This window comes from Streptomyces sp. NPDC049585 (genome assembly GCF_040675615.1).
Classification (GTDB): Bacteria; Actinomycetota; Actinomycetes; order Streptomycetales; family Streptomycetaceae; genus Streptomyces; species Streptomyces luteosporeus.
The window spans coordinates 44,494-69,925 of the sequence record NZ_JBFAPE010000013.1; the positions used below are offsets into that span (position 1 = coordinate 44,494).

24 protein-coding genes are annotated in these 25,432 nt (G+C 72.9%); 13 read left to right on the forward strand and 11 right to left on the reverse strand.

Annotated features, from left to right (window positions below):
- Positions 1-71 precede the first annotated feature (71 nt).
- The 3 genes from AB0K17_RS15925 to AB0K17_RS15935 form a co-directional block, all read right to left on the reverse strand.
- Complete coding sequence (locus AB0K17_RS15925; RefSeq protein ID WP_365965517.1) at positions 72-1,112, reverse strand: endonuclease/exonuclease/phosphatase family protein; 1,041 nt, start codon at positions 1,110-1,112, stop codon at positions 72-74.
- Between the two features lie 190 nt (positions 1,113-1,302).
- On the reverse strand, positions 1,303-1,917 hold the full coding sequence (locus AB0K17_RS15930; protein WP_365965516.1) for a TetR/AcrR family transcriptional regulator: 615 nt from the start codon (positions 1,915-1,917) through the stop codon (positions 1,303-1,305).
- Positions 1,914-3,521, reverse strand: coding sequence for an MFS transporter (locus tag AB0K17_RS15935; protein WP_365965515.1), 1,608 nt, complete (start codon positions 3,519-3,521; stop codon positions 1,914-1,916). The genes AB0K17_RS15930 and AB0K17_RS15935 overlap by 4 nt, the downstream gene beginning before the upstream one ends.
- 172 nt (positions 3,522-3,693) lie before the next feature.
- Between AB0K17_RS15935 and panB the strand changes: the two genes are divergently transcribed.
- From panB to AB0K17_RS15950, 3 genes are all read left to right on the forward strand, one after another.
- On the forward strand, positions 3,694-4,566 hold the full coding sequence (gene panB / locus AB0K17_RS15940) for a 3-methyl-2-oxobutanoate hydroxymethyltransferase (RefSeq protein WP_365983275.1): 873 nt from the start codon (positions 3,694-3,696) through the stop codon (positions 4,564-4,566).
- Between the two features lie 139 nt (positions 4,567-4,705).
- Positions 4,706-5,731 (forward strand): ATP-binding cassette domain-containing protein, encoded by a 1,026-nt coding sequence (locus AB0K17_RS15945; RefSeq protein ID WP_365965513.1) that lies wholly within the window; start codon positions 4,706-4,708, stop codon positions 5,729-5,731.
- A complete protein-coding gene (locus AB0K17_RS15950; protein WP_365983276.1) occupies positions 5,728-6,552 on the forward strand; it encodes an ABC transporter permease in 825 nt (274 codons plus the stop codon). The genes AB0K17_RS15945 and AB0K17_RS15950 overlap by 4 nt, the downstream gene beginning before the upstream one ends.
- Positions 6,553-6,558: 6 nt before the next feature.
- On the opposite strand, the gene AB0K17_RS15955 is transcribed toward AB0K17_RS15950, so the two are convergent.
- On the reverse strand, positions 6,559-10,080 hold the full coding sequence (locus tag AB0K17_RS15955) for a BTAD domain-containing putative transcriptional regulator (protein WP_365983277.1): 3,522 nt from the start codon (positions 10,078-10,080) through the stop codon (positions 6,559-6,561).
- A 138-nt stretch (positions 10,081-10,218) separates the two neighbouring features.
- Between AB0K17_RS15955 and AB0K17_RS15960 the strand changes: the two genes are divergently transcribed.
- The gene (locus tag AB0K17_RS15960; RefSeq protein WP_365965510.1) at positions 10,219-11,028 is read left to right on the forward strand and encodes a site-2 protease family protein; all 810 of its coding nucleotides are present in this window, start codon (positions 10,219-10,221) and stop codon (positions 11,026-11,028) included.
- A 37-nt stretch (positions 11,029-11,065) separates the two neighbouring features.
- Here AB0K17_RS15960 and AB0K17_RS15965 read toward each other — a convergent pair whose 3' ends face one another.
- Entirely contained in the window at positions 11,066-11,251 is a 186-nt protein-coding gene (locus AB0K17_RS15965; RefSeq protein WP_365965509.1) for a hypothetical protein, read from the reverse strand.
- A gap of 92 nt (positions 11,252-11,343) precedes the next feature.
- Positions 11,344-12,048 (reverse strand): NADPH-dependent F420 reductase, encoded by a 705-nt coding sequence (gene npdG, locus AB0K17_RS15970; protein WP_365965508.1) that lies wholly within the window; start codon positions 12,046-12,048, stop codon positions 11,344-11,346.
- 79 nt (positions 12,049-12,127) lie between these two features.
- On the opposite strand from npdG, the gene AB0K17_RS15975 reads away from it, so the two are divergent.
- A complete protein-coding gene (locus AB0K17_RS15975; RefSeq protein WP_365965507.1) occupies positions 12,128-12,739 on the forward strand; it encodes a hypothetical protein in 612 nt (203 codons plus the stop codon).
- A 69-nt stretch (positions 12,740-12,808) separates the two neighbouring features.
- The gene (locus AB0K17_RS15980) at positions 12,809-14,131 is read left to right on the forward strand and encodes an MFS transporter (protein ID WP_365965506.1); all 1,323 of its coding nucleotides are present in this window, start codon (positions 12,809-12,811) and stop codon (positions 14,129-14,131) included.
- Between the two features lie 234 nt (positions 14,132-14,365).
- On the opposite strand, the gene AB0K17_RS15985 is transcribed toward AB0K17_RS15980, so the two are convergent.
- Entirely contained in the window at positions 14,366-14,599 is a 234-nt protein-coding gene (locus tag AB0K17_RS15985) for a hypothetical protein (RefSeq protein WP_365965505.1), read from the reverse strand.
- A 78-nt stretch (positions 14,600-14,677) separates the two neighbouring features.
- On the opposite strand from AB0K17_RS15985, the gene map reads away from it, so the two are divergent.
- From map to AB0K17_RS16015, 6 genes are all read left to right on the forward strand, one after another.
- Positions 14,678-15,535, forward strand: a complete 858-nt coding sequence (gene map / locus AB0K17_RS15990) for a type I methionyl aminopeptidase (RefSeq protein WP_344434698.1) — start codon at positions 14,678-14,680, stop codon at positions 15,533-15,535.
- Between the two features lie 91 nt (positions 15,536-15,626).
- Positions 15,627-16,298 (forward strand): biliverdin-producing heme oxygenase, encoded by a 672-nt coding sequence (locus AB0K17_RS15995; RefSeq protein ID WP_365965504.1) that lies wholly within the window; start codon positions 15,627-15,629, stop codon positions 16,296-16,298.
- A gap of 234 nt (positions 16,299-16,532) precedes the next feature.
- Positions 16,533-17,669, forward strand: coding sequence for an iron uptake system protein EfeO (gene efeO, locus AB0K17_RS16000; RefSeq protein ID WP_365965503.1), 1,137 nt, complete (start codon positions 16,533-16,535; stop codon positions 17,667-17,669).
- 11 nt (positions 17,670-17,680) lie between these two features.
- Positions 17,681-18,982 (forward strand): iron uptake transporter deferrochelatase/peroxidase subunit, encoded by a 1,302-nt coding sequence (gene efeB, locus AB0K17_RS16005; RefSeq protein ID WP_365965502.1) that lies wholly within the window; start codon positions 17,681-17,683, stop codon positions 18,980-18,982.
- 31 nt (positions 18,983-19,013) lie between these two features.
- Positions 19,014-20,006, forward strand: a complete 993-nt coding sequence (gene efeU / locus AB0K17_RS16010) for an iron uptake transporter permease EfeU (protein WP_365965501.1) — start codon at positions 19,014-19,016, stop codon at positions 20,004-20,006.
- Complete coding sequence (locus AB0K17_RS16015; protein WP_365983278.1) at positions 19,990-20,844, forward strand: hypothetical protein; 855 nt, start codon at positions 19,990-19,992, stop codon at positions 20,842-20,844. Before efeU ends, AB0K17_RS16015 begins: the two co-directional genes overlap by 17 nt.
- A gap of 10 nt (positions 20,845-20,854) precedes the next feature.
- Here AB0K17_RS16015 and AB0K17_RS16020 read toward each other — a convergent pair whose 3' ends face one another.
- Positions 20,855-21,580, reverse strand: a complete 726-nt coding sequence (locus AB0K17_RS16020; protein WP_365965499.1) for a bifunctional DNA primase/polymerase — start codon at positions 21,578-21,580, stop codon at positions 20,855-20,857.
- Positions 21,581-21,847: 267 nt separating this feature from the next.
- Between AB0K17_RS16020 and ddaH the strand changes: the two genes are divergently transcribed.
- A complete protein-coding gene (gene ddaH / locus AB0K17_RS16025; protein ID WP_365965498.1) occupies positions 21,848-22,669 on the forward strand; it encodes a dimethylargininase in 822 nt (273 codons plus the stop codon).
- A 4-nt stretch (positions 22,670-22,673) separates the two neighbouring features.
- On the opposite strand, the gene AB0K17_RS16030 is transcribed toward ddaH, so the two are convergent.
- The 3 genes from AB0K17_RS16030 to AB0K17_RS16040 form a co-directional block, all read right to left on the reverse strand.
- Positions 22,674-23,237, reverse strand: coding sequence for a Uma2 family endonuclease (locus AB0K17_RS16030; RefSeq protein ID WP_365965497.1), 564 nt, complete (start codon positions 23,235-23,237; stop codon positions 22,674-22,676).
- Between the two features lie 112 nt (positions 23,238-23,349).
- The gene (locus tag AB0K17_RS16035; protein WP_365965496.1) at positions 23,350-23,859 is read right to left on the reverse strand and encodes a GNAT family N-acetyltransferase; all 510 of its coding nucleotides are present in this window, start codon (positions 23,857-23,859) and stop codon (positions 23,350-23,352) included.
- 535 nt (positions 23,860-24,394) lie between these two features.
- On the reverse strand, positions 24,395-25,420 hold the full coding sequence (locus tag AB0K17_RS16040; RefSeq protein WP_365983279.1) for a small ribosomal subunit Rsm22 family protein: 1,026 nt from the start codon (positions 25,418-25,420) through the stop codon (positions 24,395-24,397).
- Positions 25,421-25,432 lie beyond the last annotated feature (12 nt).

Consider the following 25,432-nt stretch of genomic DNA (forward strand, 5'->3'; position numbering starts at 1 on the left):
GTGAGGCGTGGTGGGACGTGCGGAGCACGCGGGGCACGCGGGGCAAGCCCTCCACCCTAGAGGAGCACGGCTCAGATCTTCATCCGGGCGGCGATGGGCAGGTGGTCGCTGGGGGTGGCGGGCAGCGTCCAGGCGGAGACGGGGTCCATGCCGCGGACCATGATCTGGTCGATGCGCGCCATGGGGAAGCCGGCCGGCCAGCTGAAGCCGAAGCCGTTGCCGGCGGCGCCCTGGGCGGAGCGCAGCTGGGAGGTGATGGGGGCCAGGGAGCGGTCGTTCATGGTGCCGTTGAGGTCGCCGAGGAGGACGACCTTCCGGACGGGCTCCCGGGCGATCTCCCGGCCGAGTGCCTCGGCGCTGTTGTCGCGCTGGCCGGCGGTGAAGCCGGCGTTGAACTTCACGCGCACCGAGGGCAGGTGGGCGACGTAGACGGCGACGGGTCCCTGGGGGGATTCGACGGTGGCGCGCAGGGCGCGGGTCCAGCCCATCTTGATGTCGACGGGGCGGGCGTCGCGCAGCGGGTACTTGCTCCAGATGCCGACGGTGCCCTGCACGGAGTGGTACTTGTACGTGCCCGCGAGCGCCTTCTCGTAGCGGGAGGCGTCGCTGAACTCCTCCAGGGCGACGACGTCCGCGCCGGAGGCGGCGACGGCGCGGGCGGTGCCGGCCGGGTCGGGGTTGCCGGCGTTGACGTTGTGGGTGGCGACGGTGAAGTCGCCGCCCTTGCCGGACTTGTCGGTCAGCAGTCCGCCGAAGAGGTTGACCCAGGCGACGGCCGGCAGCAGGAGGGCGATGAGCGCGGAGACCGAGCGGCGCAGGACGGCGGCCACCAGGAGCACCGGGATCAGCAGGCCCAGCCAGGGCAGAAAGGTTTCGGTGAGGCTGCCGAGGTTGCCGACCCGGTTGGGGATCTCGGCGTGCAGGACCATCAGCAGGACCAGGACGACGGCGAGCGCGGCCAGGACGAGGCCGCGCCGCCATATGCCCGGTCCCCGCCAGCCGTCGGGGCCCGTCAGGCGCTCGCGCCACCGCTCCAGGAGGCCCCGGGCTCCGGCACCGGTCCGCGGACCCGTCTCCTGAAGGCCCGTCTGCTCCATGTACGCCTGCGGCATCGGTCGTCCTCACTGCTTGCGTCTGCTGCTCCCGGCCCACGACGATAGGTGATCTTCGTGCCCGGTCCTGCCGTGCGGCCCCTGGGCGGGGCGTCGGGGAGGAGGACGACCGTCCGCCGCACCCGGGTTCCTGCCGGCCGGCCGCAGCGGGCCCCTGTGACAGAACGGGCACATTCGGACCACGCGGCCGTCATACGCGTCGCACGGGCCGGGGCCGTACACCCTCCAGGACGGTGTCGACGATCGTCTCGGCCAGGCCCTCGGGCAGCTCCTGCCAGTCGTGCAGGACCGCCCGGGCGAGCATGGGCCCGGTGAACAGGTCGGTCAGCAGGCCCACGTCCACCCCCGGGCGGACCTCGCCGGTGGCCACCCCGCGCCGCAGCACCTCGGCGAAGGCCCGGCGCCGGGCGGCGACGACCGTCTCGTGGTACTCCCGCCACAGCCCGGGGTGCGCCCGCACCTGGGCGATCACCGTGCGCAGGACGACGGAGGAGCGCCCCGCCAGACCGCGCCGGCGCAGGTGCTCCAGCAGGGCGACGAGGTCGTCGCGCACGCAGTCGCCCTGCAGCACGGGGGCGGTGTCGTCGTCGAGGGAGCGCAGGACGTCCAGCAGGAGCTCCTCCTTGCCCGCCCAGCGCCGGTAGACAGCGGCCTTGCCCACCCCCGCCTCGCGGGCCGTGCGCTCGATCGACAGCTCGCCGATGCCCACACCCTCCTCCAGCTGCCGCAGCACGGCCTCGACGACGGCGCGGTCGACGGCGGCGCTGCGCGGCCGGCCGGGCCGCGCCGCCGCTGCCTCGGTCACTGTCCGGCCCCCGCCTGCTCCCCTGCCCCCGCCTGCTCCTTCTCCGCGCCCGGCCGGGCCGTGCGGGCCCCGGCGCGGGCCGCGTCGCGGGCCGGCAGGAACAGGAAGGCGACGGCCGCGCCCGCCAGCGCGACCGCGGCGCCGCACAGCACGGTGACGTGCATGGCGTGGACGAACGCCTCGTGGGCGGCGCCGACGAGGTGCCGGCCCTGCGGGCCGAGGCGGTCGGCGGCATTGAGGGTGGCCTCGATGGACTCGCCGGCGGTGCGCCGGGCCTCGTCCGTCAGGCCGGGTACGGCGTCGAGGTCGCCGGCGATGCCGCGGCGGTAGGTGGTGGAGAGCAGGGAGCCCAGGACGGCCACCCCCAGCGCCCCGCCGACCTGCCGGAAGGTGTTGTTCACGGCGGAGCCGGAGCCGGCCTTCTCGCGCGGCAGCGACTGCATGATCGAGACGGTGGCGGGCGGGGTGATGTGGGCCATGGCGGTGCCCTGGAAGAGGAAGAGCACCTCCAGGCCCCAGATGGGCGTGTCGGTGTTCATCAGGGAGTAGCCGGCCATGGTCGCGGCCATCACGACCATGCCGGTGGTGCACACCGCGCGGGCGCCGAAGCGTTCGACGGCCAGCCGGGCGCGGGGGGCGAAGATCATCTGGGCGGCGGCCAGCGGCAGCATCAGCAGGCCGCTCTGCAGCGGGGTGAAGCCGCGGGCGCTCTGGGTGTAGAAGACCATGAAGAAGGTCACGCCCATCAGCCCGAAGAAGACCAGTCCCAGCGAGGTGACGGCGGCGGAGAAGGCGGGGTTGCGGAAGTAGCGCACGTCGAGTGCGGGGTGGGTGCTGCGCCGCTCGTGCAGGACGAAGGCGGTGAGCACCAGCAGGCCGCCGCCGACGGTGCCGTAGACCTCGGGGACGGTGAAGTCGGCGAGCTGACCGCCCTTGATGATGCCGTAGACCAGCAGGACCAGTCCGACGACGGACAGCAGCACGCCGACGGGGTCGAGCCGGCCCGGGCGGGGGTCCTTGGAGTCGGGCACGAGCACGGTCATGGCGATCAGGGCGGCGGCGACGATCGGCAGGTTGATCAGGAACACCGAGCCCCACCAGAACCGGCTGAGCAGCAGCCCGCCGGTCACCGGCCCTATGGCGATGGCGAGCCCGACCGCCCCGGCCCAGATGCCGATCGCCTTGGGCTGCTCCTCGCGCTCGAAGACGTTCATGATGATCGCGAGGGTGGCGGGCATCACGAAGGCCCCGCCGAAGCCCATCAGGGCGCGGTAGGCGATCAGCTCCTCGGGCGAGCCGGCCATGGAGGCGAGCGCGGAGCCGACGGCGAAGACCGTCATGCCGCACAGCAGCACCTTCTTGCGGCCCAGCCGGTCGCCCAGCAGGCCGGCGGTGAACAGCATCCCGGCGAAGACGAGCGTGTAGGCGTTGATCGCCCACTCCAGCTGGCTCTGGGTGGCTCCCAGCCCGGTGGGCGCGGGCGCGGAGATCTTCTTCATCGCCACGTTGAGGACGGAGTTGCCGAGGACGACGACGAGCAGGCTGCACAGCAGGACGGCCAGGATCGCCCAGCGTCTGCGGTGGACGGTGTCGTGGGGTGCCATGGACACACCCTAGGTGCGTTTCGATACGAACCCGTTCCGTATCGCAGGGGTGTGCCCCGGATGGCCCGGTGCGTGCACCCGGCTTCCCCGGCCGCGGAGGGCGTGTCAGCATGGAGGGGATCCGGGGACGCCGTGAGGGCGCCTCGAGACGACAACACAGGAGACCAAGGTCATGACGACGCATGCCCTGAAGACCCCCGACAGCAGCCGGCGCGATGCCAAGGCGCTGTACGGCGGGACGTCCACCCGGCGCATCACCGTCCGCGACATCGCCGCCGCCAAGGACCGCGGCGAGAAGTGGCCCATGCTCACCGCCTACGATGCGATGACCGCCTCCGTCTTCGACGAGGCCGGCATCCCCGTCCTGCTCGTGGGCGACTCCATGGGCAACTGTCACCTCGGCTACGACTCCACGGTGCCGGTCACCATGGAGCAGATGACCCTGCTGTCGGCCGCCGTCGTACGGGGCACCAAGCGCGCCCTGATCGTCGGCGACCTGCCCTTCGGCTCGTACCAGGAAGGCGCCACCCAGGCGCTGCGCAGCGCCACCCGGCTGGTGAAGGAGGCCGGCGTCGGCGCGGTCAAGCTGGAGGGCGGGGAGCGCTCGGCCGAGCAGATCGACCTCCTGGTGCGCTCCGGCATCCCGGTCATGGCCCACGTGGGCCTGACCCCCCAGTCCGTCAACGCCTACGGCGGCTATCCGGTGCAGGGCCGCGGCGAGGAGGCGGCCGCCCAGCTGCTGCGCGACGCCAAGGCCGTGCAGGACGCGGGCGCCTTCGCGGTCGTGCTGGAGCTGGTGCCGGCCGAGCTGTCCGCCGAGGTCACCCGCACCCTGCACATCCCCACCATCGGCATCGGCGCCGGGCCCGACTGCGACGCGCAGGTCCTGGTGTGGACGGACATGGCCGGCATGACCTCCGGTCGCCTGCCGCGCTTCGTCAAGCAGTACGCCGCGCTGCGCGAGAGCCTCGGAGGCGCCGCCCGGGCGTTCGCCGAGGACGTCACGGCCGGCGCCTACCCGGCGGAGGAGCACTCCTTCCACTAGGCACCGCCCACCGGCACGCCGCCCCGTCGGGGGCGTGCCGGTGATCTGTCGGTGATCTGTCGGTGATCCGTCGGCGGGCCCTGCCGGCCGCCGGCGGACTGTCGGCCCGATGTCGGTGGGCACTGGCAGGGTTGTCGGCATGAAGCGAACCGACATCCCCAACGGCACCGAGAACGCCGTCGAAGTCCGGGGCCTGGTCAAGCACTTCGGCGAGACCAAGGCCCTGGACGGGGTGGACCTCGACGTCCGCCGGGGCACCGTCCTCGGTGTCCTCGGCCCCAACGGCGCCGGCAAGACGACGCTCGTGCGCTGCCTGTCCACCCTGCTGCGCCCCGACGCGGGCACCGCCCGCGTCGCCGGGTACGACGTGCTCACCCAGCCCCGCCAGCTGCGCCGCGTCATCGGCCTGACCGGGCAGTACGCCTCGGTCGACGAAAAGCTCTCCGGCCGCGAGAACCTCTACATGATCGGCCGGCTGCTGGACCTCTCCCGCAAGGACGCCCGCCGGCGCGCGGACGAGATGCTGGAGCGGTTCTCGCTGACCGAGGCGGCCAAGCGGCCCGCCGGCCAGTACTCGGGCGGCATGCGCCGCCGGCTGGACCTGGCCGCCTCCATGATCGGCCACCCGGCCGTGCTCTACCTGGACGAGCCCACCACCGGCCTGGACCCGCGCACCCGCAACGAGGTGTGGGCCGAGGTGCAGCGCATGGTCACCGAGGGCAGCACCGTCCTGCTGACCACGCAGTACATGGAGGAGGCCGAGCAGCTCGCCCACGAGCTGACCGTCGTCGACCGCGGCCGGGTGATCGCCGAGGGGCGCGTCGACGAGCTGAAGGCCAAGGTCGGCGGGCGCACCCTGCAGATCCGCCCGGCCGAGGCGGCCGACCTGGTCCGCGTGGTCGACGCCATCGGCCGGGCCGGGCTCGACGGCATCGTCGGCGCGACCGCCGACCCGGCGGAGGGCGTGGTCAACGTCCCGATCGTCAGCGACGAGCAACTGACCGCCGTCGTCGCCCTGCTGTCCTCGCGCGGAATCACCCTCGCGGGGATCAGCACCCACCTTCCCAGCCTCGACGAGGTCTTCCTCGCCGTCACCGGCCAGAAGACCTCCGCCGCCCCGGCGGCGCAGGCGACCACCGACGCACTCCAGGAGGTAGCGGCATGAGCGCCGCCACGCTCGACGCGCATGTGACGGCGCCCACCGGCGAGGGCCGGATCGGCCTGCGCGCCAACCTGCGGCACATCGGCGCACTCGCGCGGCGCAACCTGCTGCAGATCAAGCAGGACCCGGAGTCGATGTTCGACGCCGTGCTGATGCCGATCATCTTCATCCTGCTGTTCGTGTACGTCTTCGGCGGCTCGATCGCCGGCAAGGGCAACGAGCAGGTCTACGTCAACTACCTCGTGCCCGGCCTGATGGCGATGATGGGCATGAACATCGCCATGGCCGTCGGCTCGGGCGTCAACGAGGACTTCAAGAAGGGGGTGATGGACCGCTTCCGCACGATGCCGATAGCCCGGTCCTCCGTCCTCCTCGCGAAGATCGTCGTGGAGTTGGGCCGGATGCTCATCGCCACCGGCATCCTGCTGGCCATGGGCTTCGCCCTCGGCCTGACCGTCAAGACCTCCGTGCTGCACCTGCTGGCCGCGGTCGGGCTCTCCATGGTCTTCGGCGCCTCGCTCATGTGGATCTTCATCCTGCTCGGACTGACCATGAAGACCCCCCAGGCGATCCAGGGAGTGGCCATGCTCGTGCTGATGCCACTGCAGTTCGGCAGCTCCATCTTCGCGCCGACCCAGAAGATGCCCGGCTGGCTGGAGGCCTTCACCGACTACAACCCGCTGTCCAACCTCGCGGACGCCGCCCGCAACCTGGTCAACGGCGGCGCGGTCGCCCACTCGGTGTGGATGACGCTGGCCTGGTCGGCGGGGATCACGCTGGTGACGGCACCGCTGGCGGTCTCCCGGTTCCGCAGCAAGACCTGAAGCCGGTCACACGAGGGCGGCCGCCTCCGCGGGGGAGAGACGGGCGCCCTCGGCGTACGCCTGTGCGTACACCGCCGCGCCGAGCACATCCGTCGCCCGCCCGGCGGTCTGCTCGCGCATCTCCCGCTCGTGCGCGACGACGAAGTGCCCGTACGGCCGCAGGGCCACGGAGGCGCCCAGCAGCCGGGCCGCCCGCAGGGCGTGCCCGGGCCCGCCGATCGCGGCGTGGGCCTGCGCCGCCACCATCAGGTGCACCGACGGCAGGTGGGCGGCGACCAGCTCCACCAGAGGATCGCCGTCGACCTTCACGAGCGCCTCGCGCACCTTGGGCAGCGCCTGCCGCGGCTTGTCCTCCAGCACGTCCAGCCAGGCCGTCAGGCCCAGGATCATGCCCTCGAACAGCACCAGGGCCCGCTGCCCGAACTCACCGACCATGTGGTCGAAGTGCTGCCGGGCCTCGGCGGTGCGGCCCATGCGGGCCAGCAGGATGCCCAGCTGGACGTGGATGAAGGCCGCCGCGTCGGGATGGTCCTTCTCCAGCGCCTCCAGGGCCTCGCGGAACCGTCTCTCGCCCTCCTCCAGCGAGATCTCCCCGCCCTCCAGGAGCACATCGGCCAGCCGGGAGCTCAAATGCGGCACCTGGCCCTCGGAGCCCAGGGCACGCACGCACTCGATCGCCGCCCGGTAGTCGTCGGCCGCCTGGGCGAAGCGGCCCTCCCGCTGGTACGCCTCCGCGCGGCTGGAGAGCGCCTCGGCGACGCCCCAGGAGTCGCCGAGCCGGGTGAAGATCTCCAGGCTCTCGTCGGCGTCCCGCGAGCCCAGCAGCGCCCGCTCGGGCTGCTCGTTGAGCAGCTTGGCCCGCAGTTGCAGGGCGTTGGCCAGCTCCCAGGTGTACCCCAGCTCGCGGCAGCGCTCCACGAGCCCGTCCATGACCGTGCACAGGTCCTCGATCCCACCGGTCAGCAGCAGCGCGAAGAACCACATCATCCCCGGCACCCGGCAGTTCTGCGGCTGCCCCTCGCCGTACGCGGCGACGATGCCGCGCAACTGCGCCTGCGTCTGCGGTGTTCCCAAGGCATGCATATCCGACTCCGCGTTGGCCAGAGCCAGCAGCCGCACCCCGCGCCGGGCCTCCACCAGCAGCTCGTGCGGCATCGGCGGCGGCTCGGCGATGCTCGACATCAGCAGCGGCGGGGCCGGCTCGACGGGCTCCGCGAACGGATCCGGGCCCAGCGCGGCCGCCGCCTGCGCCCAGTGCCGGGCGTCCGCCCGGTGGTCGCGCAGCTGCCAGAACCAGCCCAGCGACAGCACCAGGCACAGCGCCTCCTGCTCGTCCCCCGTGGCGACGGCACGGCGCAGCGCGGTGCGCAGGTTGTCGTGCTCCAGCTCCAGGCGCTCCAGCCACGCGTACTGCTGCGGCCCGCGCAGCAAGGGGTCCGCGTTGCGGGCCAGTTCGCGGTAGGCCACCAGGTGGCGGCGCTCGGTCGGCTCCCGCTCCCCCGCCTCCGCCAGGCGCTCCGCGGCGTACTCCCCCACGGTCTCCAGCAGGCGGTAGCGCATCTCGCCGTCCGCCGCGGGGGCGGCGACCACCAGCGACTTGTCCACCAGCGACCCGAGCAGCACGGCCACCTCCGGGACGGTGACCTCCCGGCCGTCCGCGCACACCTCCTCCGCCAGCGCCAGGCCGCACCCGCCGGAGAACACCGACAACCGGCGCAGCACCGCCCGCTCCGGCGCGTCCAGCAGGTCCCACGACCAGTCGACGACCGCGCGCAGGGTCTGCTGCCGCGGCAGCACGGTACGGCTGCCGGAGGTCAGCAAGCGGAACCGGTCGTCCAGACGGTCGGCGAGCATCCGCGGGGTGAGCATCCGCAGCCGCGCGGCAGCGAGCTCGATCGCCAGCGGCAGACCGTCCAGGCGCCGGCAGATCTCGGCACACGCCTCCGGATCCTGCTCCGGCCGGAAACCCGGCCGCGCCGCAGCCCCCCGCTCGGCGAGCAGCCGCAGCGCCACCGGATCGGGCAGCGGCTCGACGGGACGTACGGCCTCGCCGGGCACGGCGAGCGGTTCCCGGCTGGTGGCCAGCACGGTGACGCCGGGGCAGTGCGCGAGCAGCGTCTCGGCGAGGCGGGCCGCGGCGTCGATCACGTGCTCGCAGTTGTCGAGCAGGAGCAGCATGCGGCGCCGCTCGCAGTGCTCGGTGAGCCGCACGAGCGGATCGAGCGCGGAGGCCTCGGTGGCCGCCCGCAACCCCTCCGCTGTACTGCCCCGCACCACGGTCTCCCGCGCCCCGAGCGCGGTGAGCACGGCTTCCGGCACGGTGGCGGGATCATCGACGGGAGCAAGCTCGGCGAACCACACCCCGTCGGGCCATGCACTGCCCTGCACGGCGACGGCGGCCTCGGCGGCCTCCTGCGACAACCGCGTCTTCCCGGCTCCACCGGGCCCGAGCAACGTGACGAGCCGATGCCGGCTCAAATCCTCCCGGATCCGCAAAAGGTCGCCCCTGCGCCCGACGAAGGAGGTGAGCCGAGGCCGCAAGTTGCCCTTGGGCCGCCCGGCACCGGGCGCGGCGGCGCCCACGCCCTCGGACCCGAGGCCGCCACCTCCGGGCACGCCGGTGCCCACGGCCGGCGACCCGCCGTCGCCAGGGGCGGGGGCGAAGCCACCCGCCCCGGGTGCGGCGCCCGGGTCCGGGGCTGCTGCCCCGGGGGGCCGGGGGCTTGTCCCCGGGGGACGGGGGACGTGGGGGCCCCTCCCAGCGGTAGCTGGGGGAGGGACCGGGGCACCCTCCCCCGCCCCCGTACCCACCGGCGCCAGCAGCTCCGCATGCAGCCCCCGCAGCTCCGCCCCCGGATCCGCCCCCAGCCGCTCGGCGAGTTCACGCCGTACCGTCTCGTACTCCGCCAGTGCCTCCGCCACGCGCCCCGCGTCCCGCAGGGCCCGCAGGCGCAGGGCGCGCAGGGGCTCGTCCAGGGGGTGTGCGGCGCACAGTTCGGCGAGTTCGGGCAGGACTTCGGCCGCCCGCCCGAGGGCGAGCGCGGCGGCGGGCCGGGCCCGCCGGGCGGCGAGGTGGCGCGCCTCGGCACGTACGGCGGGCGCGCCCGGGTCGGGCAGGTCGGCCAGGGCCGGCCCGCGCCACAGGGCGAGCGCGTCGTCGAGGAGGACGAGCGCCTTGGCGGGGTCCCCGTCGGCGAGGGCGCGTTCCCCTTCGCCGGCGAGTCGTTCGAAGCGGTGCAGGTCGACGTCGTCGGGTTCGGCGCACAGCCGGTAGCCGCCGGCGGCGGAGGCCACGGCCTGCCGTCCGAGGGCGCGCCGCAGCCGGCCGACGAGGGCCTGCAGGGCGCCGGCCGCGTCGGCGGGCGGGGCGTCGTCCCAGATCTCGTCGACGAGGGTGTCGGTGTCGACGGTCCGGCCGGGCCGCAGGGCGAGTGCGGTGAGCAGGGCGCGCAGCCGCGCCCCGCCGAGGGCCAGGGGCCGGCCGTCGTCGGAGTGGGCCTGGGTGGTGCCGAGGATGCCGTAACGCACCGGCCCATTGTCCCGTGTCCGTCGGGCGGCCGAGGAGTCGGCCACTACGCGTTCGGAGGGTGCACCGAGTACGGTCGCCCGGTACGTTCGTCCGCCCGGGAGGTTTCCGGCGGCCCGAGGATCTCAGGAGCACACCGGATGGCAACGCAAGCGGCCCGTGGCGAAGGGCGTGTGAGCCCTGTCTTTCTCGCCCTCGTCGCCATTATGGCGGTCTCCATATGGGCGGTGTGGACGGATTTCTCGGCGTCGCCGGGGTTCGCGGTGTTCCTCTTCGTGGTGTCGGCGTGGATCGTCTCGCTGTGCCTGCACGAGTACGCGCACGCCCGCACGGCGCTGCACGGTGGTGACATCACGATCGGGGCGAAGGGTTATCTGACCCTGAACCCGCTGAAGTACACGCATGCCCTGCTGAGCATCGTGCTGCCGGTGATCTTCGTGATCATGGGCGGGATCGGTCTGCCGGGCGGTGCGGTGTTCATCGAGCGCCACCGCATCCGCGGCCGCTGGAAGCACAGTCTGGTCTCGGCCGCGGGCCCGCTGACGAACCTGATCTTCGCGGCGGTGGTCTGTGCCCCGTTCTGGCTGGGCGCGCTCGACGGCGTACCGGACAACTTCCGCTACGCGCTCGCCTTCCTGGCCCTGCTGGAGGTCTCCGCGACGCTTCTGAACCTGCTGCCGGTGCCGGGGCTGGACGGCTACGGGGTGATCGAGCCGTGGCTGTCGGCGAAGGTACGCCACCAGCTGGAGCCGTTCGCGCCGTTCGGGCTGCTCGCGGTGTTCGGCTTCCTGTGGATCCCGGAGGTCAACCACGTCTTCTTCGACGCGGTGGACGCGATCCTGCGGTCTCTGGGGGTCACGGAGTGGGACACGTACTGGGGCCAGCAGCTGTTCCGCTTCTGGCAGGGGACGCCGGACGTGCCGCCGCTGGACTCCCTCGGCCTGGGCTGATTCGGCCGAACCAGTCGAATCGGCCGGATCGGCCGGATCAGCCGTTCCCGGCCGCGGCCGCGTCGTTCTTGGCCTTGCGCACGTAGTACCAGGCGATGTTCGAGGCGACGCCGAGCAGGAGCACCCACACGATGCCCAGCCAGCTGCCCTGGGCGAAGGAGACCACGGCCGCGGCCAGCGCGAGGACGCAGACGGCGAGGGCGTAGAGGGCGAGGCGGGGCATGGGGGCGGCTCCTGTCCGGTGCGGCGGGGCGCATGTGCGTACGATCCCCGCCATTGTCCCCCATGCCCCGGGTGCGCTCGGGGAGGGCGGCCTCACACGTCGGTCAGGCGCAGTCCGGCGTGGGCCTTGTAGCGGCGGTTGGCGGAGATCAGGTTCGCCACCAGCGATTCGACCTGGTGGGCGCCCCGCAGCCGCCCGGCGTAGACGCCGCGCATGCCGGGGATGCGGGCGGCCAGGGCCTGGACGACGTCGGTGTCGGCGCGCTTGTCGCCGAGCACCATCACGTCCGTGTCGATCTCGGCGATCTCCGGGTCGGAGAGCAGCACGGCGGACAAGTGGTGGAAGGCGGCCGTCACCCGGGAGTCGGGCAGCAGGGCGGCGGCCTGCTCCGCGGCGCTGCCCTCGGCCGGCTTGAGCGCGTAGGCGCCCTGCTTGTCGAAGCCGAGGGGGTTGACGCAGTCGACGACCAGCTTGCCGGCGAGTTCGGTGCGCAGGGCTTCGAGGGTCTTGGCGTGGCCCTCCCACGGCACGGCGACGATCACGATGTCGCTGCGCCGGGCGCACTCGGCGTTGTCGAGCCCCTCGATGCCCAGGCCCAGCTCCTCGGCCGCGGTGCGCGCCCGCTCCGCCGCCCGGGAGCCGATGATCACCCGCTGGCCGGCCTTGGCCAGCCGGTAGGCCAGGCCGCGGCCCTGGTCGCCGGTGCCGCCGAGCACGCCGACCACCAGGCCGGACACGTCGGGAAGGTCCCAAGGGTCCTTCGCCGGGGCCTTCTTCACCGCTTCGGAAGTAGTCATGACAGCGATACTGTCACGAACGGGTGAGGGCGCCGGCAACTGCACGTATGCAGGAGGACGTTGCGCCAGGCTGGGCCGCATGGACGCCGTACGGGTCGCGCTGCTGCGAGAAGCCCTGGCCGGGACCGAGTGGCTGCGGGAGACGCACCGCTTCGCGGGCGCACTGCGCACCTCGGTGGCGGCCCGCGGCGGCGACCTGCTGCTGGTGGGCACGCCGGAGTACGAGCCGTGGCACCTGGCGGCGCACCTGGACGACGAGGCCGCCCGCTCGGGCCTGGCGGAGCTGTCCCCCACGCTGGTGCGGCACGCCGTGCCGCCCGGCGCCCCGGCGCACCTGGCGGTGGGCCTGGGCCGGCTGGAGGCCGCCGGGCGCGGCCAGACGCTGCTGGTGGTGGCGCAGGGGCGGCCGGGCGAGGGTCTGCTGGAGCGGGTGCACGACGCCCGCCGGGGCGGGGCGACGGTCCTGGCCCTGGAGGCGGAGAGGGCGCAGAGGGCGGAGGTGGCGGCGCTGGCCCACGAGGCGCTGACCATGCCGGAGGAGGCCGCCGGCCTGGACCTCGAGACCCTTCAGCACCTGGTGAGCGCCGCCGCCGGCGAGGGCGGGGGGTACGCGGCGCCCGGCCGCCGGCTGCGGGACCGGCTCGCCCGGCTCGCCGACCGCCTGACGGCACCGCAGGTGCCCCGCTGGTGAGGCCCGGTCACGGGCGCCCCGGGAAAACGGTTTGCCCCGGGGTGGTCCGTGCACGGACCATGGTGCCCCGTGACCGAGCACCATCCCGATTCCGCCGAAACCGCCCCCTCCGGGTTGCGCGCCCTGCTCCCCGACCTCGCGCCCCTGCGCACCTCCGCCGACTTCCGGCGCATGTGGATCGCGGGCCTGATCACCTCCTTCGGCGGCTTCCTGACCTTCGTGGCCGTACCGCTGCAGCTCAAGGAGCTGACCGGCTCGGCGCTCGCCGTCGGCGCGACCGGCGCGGTGGAGCTCGTCCCCCTGATCGTCTTCGGCCTCTACGGCGGCGCGCTCGCCGACGCCATGGACCGGCGCAAACTGATCCTGTGGACCGAGGCCGGCCTCGGCGTCCTCAGCGCGCTCCTGCTGCTCAACAGCGTCCTGCCGCACCCGCTGATCTGGCCGATGTACGTCGTGGTCGCCCTGGTCAGTGCCCTGACGGGACTCCAGCGGCCGGCCCTGCAGGCCATCGTGCCCAGGGTCGTCGCCCACGAGCAGCTGCCCGCCGCCATCGCACTGAACTCCATGCGCTGGCAGGCCGGCGCCATCGCCGGTCCCTCGGTCGCCGGCCTGATCGTCGCCTTCGGCGGCCTGGAGCTCGCCTACCTGCTGGACGTCCTGTCCTTCCTGGCCTCCCTGGCCCTGTGCCTGCGCCTGGCCCCCTCCCCCGCCTCCCACGACGCCGAGAAGCCCTCGCTCGCCGGCATCGTCGAGGGCGCCCGCTACGCCTGGAGCCGCAAGGAACTCCTGGGCACCTACGCGGTGGACATGGCGGCGATGTTCTTCGCCTACCCGGCGGCGATCTTCCCCTTCCTCGCCGACGACCTCCACGCCCCCTGGGCCCTGGGCCTGATGTACTCGGCCGGCGCGGTCGGCTCCCTGGCGGTGACCCTCACCAGCGGCTGGGTCTCCCGCATCCACCGGCACGGCCGCATGGTGGTCCTCGCCGCGGCGGGCTGGGGCGCGGCCATGGCGGTGGCGGGCCTGCTGCACAACGTCTGGCTGGTCCTGCTGTTCCTGGCCGTCGCCGGCGGCTGCGACACGGTCAGCGGCCTGTTCCGCTCGGCGATCTGGGACCAGACCATCCCCGACGGCCTGCGCGGCCGCCTCGCGGGCATAGAACTGCTGTCGTACTCGGTGGGCCCCCAGCTCGGCCAGGTCCGCGCCGGCGGCATGGCCTCCCTGACCAACGCCCGTATGTCGGTCTGGTCGGGCGGCCTGGCCTGCCTGGCCTCGGTGGGCCTGCTCGCCGCGTGCCTGCCGAAGCTGCTGTCCTACGACCAGCGCACGGACGAACACGCCGTCCGCATGCGGACCGCGCGCAGCGCGGACCGCGTGGCGGAGGCGGCGTAACCGCCCCGCCACGGGGGCTGCGCCCCGCAGGGGCGCGGGGAACTGCGCGATCGGCCACAGACGGCCTGCAGCCGAGGTGTCGCCCTCCAGCTGCGGGCACGTCGTGGCTTGTCGCGCAGTTCCCCGCGCCCCTGCGGGCGCAGCCCCCGTGGCGGGGTTCCCAAGGGGCGGCAGCCCCTTGGGGAAACGGTGAAAGGGCGGGACCGGGGCACAGCCCGCCGCAGGCGCACCCGCCTACGCGTCGCCCCGTCCCGCCCCGCCGGCGTCGTCGTTCCACCGCGGGTCCTCGCGCCACGCCTCCTCGCGCTCATGCGCCGTCCGCATCGCGTGCCCGGCTTCCTCGCGCGTCCCGTACGGCCCCATCCGGTCCGCGGCCCGGCACTCCGGGCCTTCCTCGACGGTGCCGTGCTTGAGGCAGTAGTACCACTCGCCCGCCCGCCCGGCGGGGCGCCGCTTGAACAGTGCCATGGCTCTCCTCACGTTCCTGCATGTCGCGTGTGCTCTCGCCCACATGCTCCCCGATGGCCCCTGGCTACACTCGCAGACATGTCTGGCCAGTCGCTTCTTGTCCCGGGGACGCTCTCCCCCACCCGCCCCGTTCCTGCTTCGATTCCGCGGCCCGAGTACGTGGGCAGGCCGGCTCCGGCCCCGTACGGCGGTCCGGAGGTGCAGGACGCCGAGACGATCGAGAAGATGCGGATCGCGGGGCGCATTGCGGCGCGGGCGATGGAGGAGGCGGCGCGGCACATTGCGCCGGGTGTGACGACCGACGAGCTGGACCGGGTGGCGCACGAGTACATGTGCGACCACGGCGCCTACCCCTCGACGCTCGGTTACCGCGGTTTCCCCAAGTCGTTGTGCGCGTCGATCAACGAGGTCATCTGCCACGGCATCCCGGACTCCACGGTGCTGCGCGACGGCGACATCGTGAACCTGGACGTGACGGCGTTCATCGGCGGGGTGCACGGCGACAACAACGCCACCTACCTGGTCGGCGAGGTGGACGAGGAGTCGCGGCTGCTGGTCGAGCGCACGCGTGAGGCGCTGGCCCGTGCCATCAAGGCCGTCAAGCCGGGGCGCCGGATCAATGTGATCGGCCGGGTGATCGAGTCGTACGCCAAGCGCTTCGGCTACGGCGTCGTGCGCGACTTCACCGGTCACGGCATCAATTCGTCGTTCCACTCGGGTCTGATCGTGCCGCACTACGACAGCCCGCACCACGACACGCTGATCCAGCCGGGCATGACGTTCACGATCGAGCCGATGCTGACGCTGGGCACGTACGAGTACGACATGTGGGAGGACGGCTGGACGGTCGTCACCAAGGACCGCAAGCGCACCGCGCAGTTCGAGCACACGCTCGTGGTGACGGACACGGGAGCGGAGATCCTCACCCTGCCCTAGGGTTTTACCGACAGGACGTCGGGAAGCATCCTGCTTAGGTAAGCCTGAGGGGGATGCTCCCTCTGCGCCCCCTCGGTCACCGGAGGCCGCCTTGGACCCGTCCACCGCCCCGACCCCCTTCTCCGTGCTCATCCGCACCGCCTCGCACGAGCAGCACACGGAAGCCGAGAGCTCGTCGTTCATGAGCGACATGCTGGGCGGCCGGCTGGGCCTCGCCGCGTACCGCCGGTACACGGAGCAGCTGTGGTTCGTCTACCGGGCCCTGGAGTCCACGTCCGCCTCGGGTGCCCTGTCCGCCGATCCGGTGGCCGGCCCGTTCATACGGCCCGAACTGGCCCGCACCGCGGGCCTGGAGCGCGACCTCGCCCATCTGGCCGGCCCGGACTGGCGCGAGGGCCTGGTGCCGCTGCCGGCGACCGCGGCGTACGCGGCCCGCATCGAGGAGTGCGCCCGCACCTGGCCCGCGGGGTACGTCGCCCACCACTACACCCGCTATCTCGGGGACCTCTCGGGCGGGCAGGTCATCCGCGGCACCGCCGAGCGCACGTGGGGCTTCGCCCGCAAGGGCGACGGTGTGCGCTTCTATGTCTTCGAGGGCATCGCCAACCCGGCGGCGTTCAAGCGGGAGTACCGCGGGCTGCTCGACGCGCTGCCTGTCGACGACCTGGAGAAGCAGCGGGTGGTCGAGGAGTGCCGGCGGGCCTTCTCGATGAACACGGCCGTCTTCCACGCCCTGGGCCGGGAGTTTTCGCTGAGCGCCTGAAATTCGCCAGCGGCGAAAGTAATGGATCTTGGTGCTCGCCCGAGAGGCCTGAGAGGTGTGGTGTTTTCGGGACGAGGGAGACGAAATTTTGCTCTGCCGGCCCGCCATGAGAGCAGAATCACGCGCCGTTCCGGGAACAGGATAGGCAAGCCTCAGATAAGTTAGGGCGGCCTAAATCAGCAATGATTTCCGGCCACGTCCCGAACCGCCTCTCGAGCATGCCTGGGAGCCCCCATGCGAGCCCTCCGCTCCTCCGCAGTCGCCGCCGTCGCGGCGGCGGCGGTCCTGACCGCCGTGTCCGGTTGTTCCGGGAAGGCCGACAAGAACGCCGCCGACGCCATCGGCATCAAGGCGAGCGACGACAAGTGCGAGGTCGCCAAGACCTCGTTCCCCGCGGGCGACGTGACGTTCAAGATCGAGAACAAGGGCTCGAAGGTCACCGAGGTGTACGTCTACGCCGAGGGCGACCGCATCGTGACCGAGCGGGAGAACATAGGCCCGGGCACCAAGGCCGAGATCACCGCGACGATCAAGAAGGCCGGCTCCTACGAAATCGCCTGCAAGCCGGGAATGAAGGGCGACGGCATCCGGCAGAAGATCACCGTCACCGGTGGTTCGGAGAAGGCGGAGAAGAAGAACCCCGAGCTGGACAAGGCGGTCGCCGCGTACCGCACGTACGTCCAGCAGCAGGCCGACGAGACCCTCCCGGCCGCGCAGAAGTTCGCCGACGCGGTCAAGAACGGCGACCTGGACGAGGCCCGGAAGCTCTACGCGCCCTCCCGCACCGGCTGGGAGCGCACCGAGCCGGTCGCCGAGTCCTTCGGCGACATCGACCCGAAGGTCGACGTCCGCGAGGACGGCCTGGAGAAGGGCCAGACCTGGACCGGCTGGCACAAGCTGGAGAAGTCCCTGTGGGACGCCAAGCAGATCACCGACGAGGACAAGAAGCTGGCCGACCAGCTGATCACCGACCTCAAGGACTGGCAGAAGCGCGTCGGCACCGCCGAGATCACCCCGACCTCCATGGCCAACGGCGCCAAGGAGCTGCTCGACGAGGTGGCCACCGGCAAGGTGACCGGTGAGGAGGAGCGCTACAGCCACACCGACCTCGCCGACTTCGAGGCCAACGTCGAGGGCGCCGAGAAGGCGTACGACCTGCTGAAGCCGGTCGCCGCCAAGAACGACGCCGCGCTGGCCGCCGAGCTCGACAAGCAGTTCGCCGCCGTGAAGAAGGCGCTCTCCGACTACCGCGAGGGCGACGGCTACAAGTCGTACGACACCGTGGGCAAGGACGACCGCAAGAAGCTCTCGGACGCCGTCAACGCGCTCGCCGAGCCCCTGTCCAAGCTCGCCGGCGCCGTCGCGAAGTGAGGGACGAGCCGATGAGCGAGACGACGACCGACGAGACCACCCCCTCCGGCCCCTCCGACCAGGACACCGCCCCCAAGGCCGGCCCCTCCCGCCGCGCCCTGCTGGGCTGGGGCGGCGCCGGCCTGGCGCTGGGCGCCGCGGCCGCCGGCGGCACCGCCGCCGCGCTGCGCACCGGCAACGACGCGAGCCCGGCCGCCTCCCTCGGGGACGCCGTGCCCTTCCACGGCGCGCACCAGGCGGGCATCGCCACGGCCGTGCAGGACCGCCTGCACTTCGCCGCCTTCGACGTGACCACCACCGACCGGGCGGCGCTGATCAAGCTGCTGCAGGAGTGGACGGCCGCGGCCGCGCGGATGACGGCGGGCCACGAGGTGGGCACCGGCGCGATCGGCGACAACGCCGAGCTGCCCCCGGACGACACCGGCGAGGCCCTGGGCCTGAAGCCCTCGCGGCTGACGCTGACCTTCGGCGTGGGCCCGGGCCTGTTCGAGAAGGACGGCAAGGACCGCTTCGGGCTCAAGGCCCGGCGTCCGCAGGCCCTGATCGACCTGCCCGCCTTCCCCAAGGACAACCTCGACGCCGCCCGCAGCGGCGGCGACCTGTGCGTGCAGGCCTGCGCCGACGACCCGCAGGTCGCGGTGCACGCCATCCGCAACCTGGCGCGCATCGCCATGGGCCGCGCCGCCATCCGCTGGTCGCAGCTGGGCTTCGGCAAGACCTCCTCGACGACGCCCGACGCGCAGACCCCGCGCAACATGATGGGCTTCAAGGACGGCACCCGGAACATCGACGGGTCCGACGCCGCCGCCCTCGATAAGCACGTCTGGGTGGGCGAGAAGGACGGCCCGGCCTGGATGGTGGGCGGCTCGTACCTGGTGGCGCGCCGCATCCGCATGCACATCGAGACGTGGGACCGCACCTCGCTGACCGAGCAGGAGGACGTCTTCGGCCGCGACAAGGCCGAGGGCGCGCCGGTCGGCCGGCGCAAGGAGCGCGACGAGCCGAACCTGAAGGCGATGAAGCCGGACGCCCATGTGCGCCTGGCCCACCCGGACAGCAACAACGGCATCCGCATCCTGCGCCGCGGCTACTCCTTCACGGACGGCACGGACGGCCTCGGTCGCCTGGACGCGGGGCTGTTCTTCATCGCGTACCAGCGCGACGTGCGCGACGGCTTCGTGCCGCTGCAGACGAAGCTGGCGCGCGAGGACGCGCTCAACGAGTACATCCAGCACGTGGGTTCGGCGATCTTCGCCGTGCCGCCGGGCGTCCGGGACTCGGGCGACTGGTGGGGCAAGTCCCTCTTCGCGTGACGACCGTACTCAACAGAAAGGCGGAAGCCGCATGTTCGGCAACTACCTGATCGGCCTGCGGGAGGGCCTGGAGGCCAGCCTGGTCGTCTGCATCCTGGTCGCCTACCTGGTCAAGACCGGGCGCCGGGACGCCCTGCGCCCGGTGTGGACGGGCATCGCCGTCGCGGTGCTGCTGAGCATGGGCTTCGGCGCCCTGCTGCAGTTCGGCTCGCAGAGCATGTCGTTCGAGGACCAGGAGATGCTCGGCGGCTCGCTGTCGGTCATCGCCGTCGGCCTGGTGACGTGGATGGTCTTCTGGATGCGGCGCACCGCGCGGCACCTGAAGAAGGAGCTGCACGGCAAGCTGGACGCCGCGCTCGCGATGGGCACGACGGCGCTGGTCGTCACGGCCTTCCTGGCCGTGGGCCGCGAGGGCCTGGAGACGGCGCTGTTCATCTGGACGGCCGTGCAGGCCACCGACGACGGCGTGCGCCCGCTGGTGGGCGCCGTGCTGGGCCTGCTGACGGCCGTGGTGCTGGGCTGGCTGTTCTACCGGGGCGCCCTGAAGATCAACCTCGCGAAGTTCTTCACGTGGACCGGCGGCATGCTCGTCGTGGTCGCCGCGGGCGTGCTCGCGTACGGCTTCCACGACCTGCAGGAGGCCGGCGTGCTGCCGGGCCTGGGCAGCAAGGCGTTCGACATCAGCGACCAGGTGCCGGCGGACAGCTGGTACGGCACGCTGCTCAAGGGCGTCTTCAACTTCCAGCCGGACCCGACCTGGCTGCAGGTGGCGGTGTGGGCGCTGTACCTGGTGCCGACCCTGCTGGTGTTCTTCGCGCCGGGGCGTACGGGTAGGGTTGCGCCGTCCCGAGCAGTCCCCGAGGAGTCCAAGCGCGATGAGACGCCTGCCGATACGCCTCTCGCCGCGTCGAGCGGTGCGCATGCCGGCGATGCTGCTGGCCCTGCCGCTGCTGGTGCTGGCGACGGGGTGCGTGACGGTGCACGGCGAACGGGCGGTCATCCCGTCGGTGAAGGACAGGGCTGAGGCCCGCACGGTCCTCAAGCACTTCACGGACGGCTACAACGAGGCGTACCGCAAGCTCGACCCGGCCCTGGTGGACCGGGTCGAGTCCGGCGCGCTCGCCGAGATCGGCCGGGCGGACATGGCCGCCCAGCGTGCGATCACGCCCGGCGGCAACCCCGGCTACCCCGGGCTCGTCCTGGACGACGCCCGCTTCACCATCCCGAAGATGGCCGGGTGGCCCAAGTTCTTCCTCGCCGACACCCGCAGCAACCGCGACCGCAACCGCTGGCTGGTGCTCTTCGTGCGCGAGAACGCGGACGCGCGGTGGCGGGCGGCGTACCTGTCGCTGCTGGCACCGGGCAGCGTGCCGCAGTTCGCCACCGACAAGGACGGCTGGGCCCAGCCGGCGGACGCGGGCCTCGCCGTCGAGCCACGGGCGCTGAGCCGCGCGTACACGGACTTCCTGCGCACCGGCGACGGCGGGCGCTTCGCCCCCGGCCCGGCGACCACGCAGCTGCGCGCCGAGCGGGCGAAGCTGACCCGCACGCCCACGTTCTGGACCGAGTACATCGACACCCCCGAGGGCGCCCCCGGCTTCCCGCCGCTGGCGCTGCGCACCCGGGACGGCGGCGCGCTGGCGTTCTTCACCGCGCGCCACCGCGAGCGGCGCGCCATGGTGCAGGGCGTGCGCCCGGAGGTGACCGACTCCCGCACGAAGGCGCTGCTCAAGGGCAGCCTCAAGCAGGCGGTGACGTACACCCGCGTCTCGGAGTCGGCGGTGCAGGTGCCGGCGAAGGGCACGGCCCAGGTGGTCTTCCTGAACCGCATCGAGTCCCTGACCGCCGCCAGGGGCGAGTGACGGGCCGGCTCTACAGCCCGATCGGCCAGGGGTGGGCGGGCTCGTGGTCCTGCTGCGCCCCCGCGTACTGGGCGCAGGCGTCGGTCAGCGCCTCCAGCAGGGTCAGCGGGTCCGGCAGCGCCCGCTCGGGACCGTGCAGCCAGGTCACCTTCTGCTCACCGGGCAGCACGGAGGGCGGCAGCAGCACGTAGCTGCCGCGGCAGTGCCAGCGCAGGCCGGGATGCTCGTCCATCGTCTCCGGATGGCAGTCCAGTTCGCAGGGCCACCACTCGTCCTCGTCGTCGGGGGTGCCGCGGGTGGCGGTGAAGAAGAGCATCCGGTCGGGGGCGACGGTGGCGACCGGGCCGACCTCGACGCCGGCGGCCATGAGCCGGTCGAGGGCCGCCCGGCCCGCCTCGGCGGGCACGTCGAGGACGTCGTGGGCGATGCCGGTGGCGGTGACGAAGTTGGCCTGCGGCTGGGCGCGCAGCCAGGTGGCGACCTTCTCGGCCTCGGCGGAGGCCAGGGTCTGCCAGGCGAAGGAGACCGGGTGGCGGCCCGGGGTGGGACAGCCGATGCGCTCGCAGGAACAGCCGTACCCGTCGGGGTGCGCGGCCGGGGCCAGGGGGAACCCCGCTGCGGCCGCGGCCAGGAGCAGTTCCTCACGGGCGGCGGAGGCCGCCCCCGTGCCCGTATCGCCGCCCGCTCCGCTCCTGGGGCGGCGCAGCCATTGGGAGAATCTGCCCTTGCGTTCCATCTATCCCCTCACTTCGACCGCGGTCCTCGGTCAATGCTGCCACCATCCTGCTCCCGGCGTGGCCGCCGGGCGCATCCGGGGGGTGTGAGACCGGCCGCGCGGAAGCGCTTCAGCGAGACGAACCGTATCGTCAGGGCGGGTGGGAGCACTGCGTCCGGGTCACTCCTAAACCACCCGTACGGTTCATGCGCGACGGCCGCCCACCGTGGACGATTTGGGCACGCACGAGTCACCGTGCCCACCCAATACCCCTGTGAGGAGGGCGACTTGCCCACCGCTCCGCGTGCATCCACCCCCCGGCGCTACCTGATGTGCCCGCCGACGTACTACCGGGTCACATACTCGATCAACCCCTGGATGGACCCGGGCAAGCCCGTGGACCTCCGGCTCGCCCTCACCCAGTGGGAGGAGCTGCGGGACCGCTACCGCTCCCTCGGGCACACCGTCGAGGAACTCGTGCCCCGCCCCGACCTGCCCGACATGGTCTTCGCCGCCAACGGCGCCACGGTCGTCGACGGGCGCGTGCTCGGCGCCCGCTTCGCCCACCCCGAGCGCTGGGCCGAGGCCGACGCGCACGTCGCGTGGTTCCGCTCCCACGGGTACGCGGACGTGCGCGAGCCCACCCACATCAACGAGGGCGAGGGCGACTTCGCCGTCACCGCCTCCTGGATCCTGGCCGGCCGCGGCTTCCGCAGCAGCCCGCTGTCGCACCCCGAGGCCCAGGAGTTCTTCGGCCGCCCCGTGATCGGCCTGGACCTGGTCGACCCGCGCTACTACCACCTCGACACCGCCCTGTGCGTCCTGGACGACACCACCGACGAGGTCATGTACTACCCCGGCGCCTTCTCCCCCGGCAGCCGGGCGGTCCTGGAGCGCCTCTTCCCCGACGCCCTGATCGCCACCGCGGACGACGCGGCGGCCCTGGGCCTGAACGCCGTGAGCGACGGCCGCCACGTCCTGCTGCCCCAGGCCGCGGTCGGGCTCTTCGACCCGCTGCGCGAACGCGGCTTCGAACCGATCGGCATGGACCTGGGCGAGCTCCTCAAGGGCGGGGGCAGCGTGAAGTGCTGCACGCAGGAGCTGAGATAGGGCCTTACGGGGCGTACGTACGGAACTCCGAGGTGTCGACCGTCCACTCACCGACGGTGATCTTGTCACCGAAGACGTAGTCGTGCCGAGTGCGGTAGCAGGGCCGCCCATCGGGGCCGGGGCCGGGGTCGGACAGCACCGCCCCCGTCCCCTTGCGGGGGTCGACGAGGAGGTACAGCGGGATGCCCATCGCCGGGTACTCGTCCATCTTCGACGTGTAGTCGTTGCTGTGGTTGCCCGGCGAGACGACCTCGGCGACCAGGGACAGATCGCGCGGGTTGAACGGCTCGTTCTCCTCCCCAAACACCTCGTCCGCGACGACGATCAGATCCGGGCGCCGGAGCTTGCCCAGCGACGGGTCCTCGATGTCGCCGCCCGGGAAGGGCACGAGCCCTTCGGGCAGCTGCCGGTCCAGCTGCCGGCCGAGGCGCATCACGTTGAAGTCGTGGAACCTGGACGGCGACATCATCATGTAGATCCCGTCGCCGGTGATCTCGAAGCCCTTGATGGGCTCGGGGGCGTGCTTCATCAGCTCCTCGGCGATGGCGCGCATCCGGGCGTAGTCCATGACATGGCTCCTGCTGGGGGCGGGCTGCTGGCTGCGTACGCCTTCATCGTCCCACGCACCTATGACAACGGCGGGGCGCCGGCCGGAGTGCCGGCCGGCGCCCCCTACCGGGTCACCGCTGCTGACGGTCCTGCGCCGTGAGCCTGAAGCGGACCACGCCCTCGTCGGCGGTCCACCGCCGGAAGCCGGCCTTCTCCAGGACGCGGACGGAGGCCGGGTTGGACAGCTCCACGGTGGCCGTCACCGTGTGGACGCCCGGCGCGGTCAGGGCGTACGCGGCGAGCGCCCGGGCGGCCTCGGAGGCGTAGCCGCGGCCGCGGCGGGAGGGCACGATGCCGTACCCGATCTCGACGGTTCCCTCGGTCGGCGGCCAGAACAGGCCGATCGAGCCCACCACCAGGCCGCCGGCGCGCTCGACGATCAGCCGGTGGCCGTGTGCGCCGAGCCAGCCGGGGTTGTCACCGAAGAGACCCGCTATGACGCGGTCACCTTCGGCGGGGAAGTCGTCCGCCCAGTCCACCGACCTGGCGGTGCCGATGACGGCGGCGACCTCGGAGAGGTCCCAGGGCCGAAGAACGAGACGGTCGGTGGTCAGCTCATTGCGGGTGGAATCGGAAGTCACGTGGTGCTCCTGGTCGTCGGAACAACCGGCGCGCACCCGCCTCTAGGGCGCGGGCCGGAAAAGGGCATGCTGAAGACGGCCGTCGACGGCCATATTCATCAACCTCCCTTGTCCGGTGCGACCGCGCGCTTCCCGCGCGGCGCGACCGTAACAGCCCGCCGCGCGCCGGAACAACACGTTTACGCAGGCGAGCGAGAGCCGTGCCGGGCCCCGCCCGGGGCGCGGCTCCGGCGGATCTTCGTCGCGGGGCACCACGGGCGCCCCGTCAGGCAGGGTGCCGTGCTGCGCCCGGGCCTCGGGCCGGCGCGTCGACTGCGGGCCGTCGGTGGCCGATCGCGCCCACGCGGCGGCAGCCGCAGATCGGCACTGCCCCGCGCCCCTGGGGGGGCGCCGTGGGCTGGTGCAGTGCCCCGTCAGGGGCGCGGGGAACTGCGCGACAAGCCACGACGCGCCCGCAGACGGGGCGCCGTGTCGCGCCCACGCGGCGGCAGCCGCAGACCGACACCACCCCGCGACGAAGATCCGCCGGACGGCGCTACTCGTCCTCGCCCGCGCCCGGCGGGGGCCACTCGTCGCCCCAGTCCGCGTCGCGCGCGGCCCGGTAGAGGGGGCCGTGGCGCTTGGTGACCGTCTCGCGGGTCAGGCCGTCCTCGGGCGTGCACAGCTCCAGCAGGACCTGGCCCTTGCGGATCTGCGGCCGGCGCACGATGCGCGCGGGGGCCTCGGGGACGGCCGCCTCCCGCACGGCGGCCACGTACGAGAACTTCTCGTCCTCGTACGCCAGCGAACCGCCCTTGACCTGCCGGTGCAGCGACGAGCGGCTCACCCGGGCCGAGAAGTGGCACCAGTCCGTGCCCCGCTCGATGGGGCAGGCGGCGCTGTGCGGGCAGGGGGCGACGACACGGAAGCCGGCGGCGATCAGCCGGTCGCGGGCGGCGATGATCCGCAGGTAGCCGTCGGGCGTGCCGGGTTCGATCAGCACCACGGCCTGCGCCGCGGCGGCCGCGGCGTCGGTGACGGCGCCCCGGTCGGCCTCGGTCAGCTCGCCGAGCACGTAGGAGACGGTGACCAGGTCGGTGCCGGCGGGCAGGGCCAGGCCCGCGCCGATCGCCTGCCGCTGCCAGCGCGCGGCGCGCAGCGCCGGCTCCGACGCGGCGCCGCGGGCCAGCTCGGCGCCGAGGGCGAGGGCGGGTTCGGCCCAGTCCAGGACGGTGGTCTCGCGCTGCCCCTGCGGCCAGGCCGCCGCGACGGCCCAGGTCGCCGCGCCCGTACCGCCGCCGATGTCCACGTGGGAGGCCGGCTCCCACTGCGGCATCCGGTCGCGGAACGCCTCCAACGCGGACCGTACGGCCTCGAAGGTGGCCGGCATGCGGTACGCGGCGTACGCGACCACGTCGGAGCGGTCGCGCAGGACCGGCGTGTGGGTGGGGGTGCGCCCCCTGTAGTTGGCGATCAGCCGCTCGACGGCCGCGGTGGCCTGCCGGGGCGGCAGCCCGTCCAGGAGGCCGGCGAGGGCGGTGCGCAGGGTCTCGCCGGTCGGCGGGTGTGCGGGGGCGTGCATTTGGCGAATTCT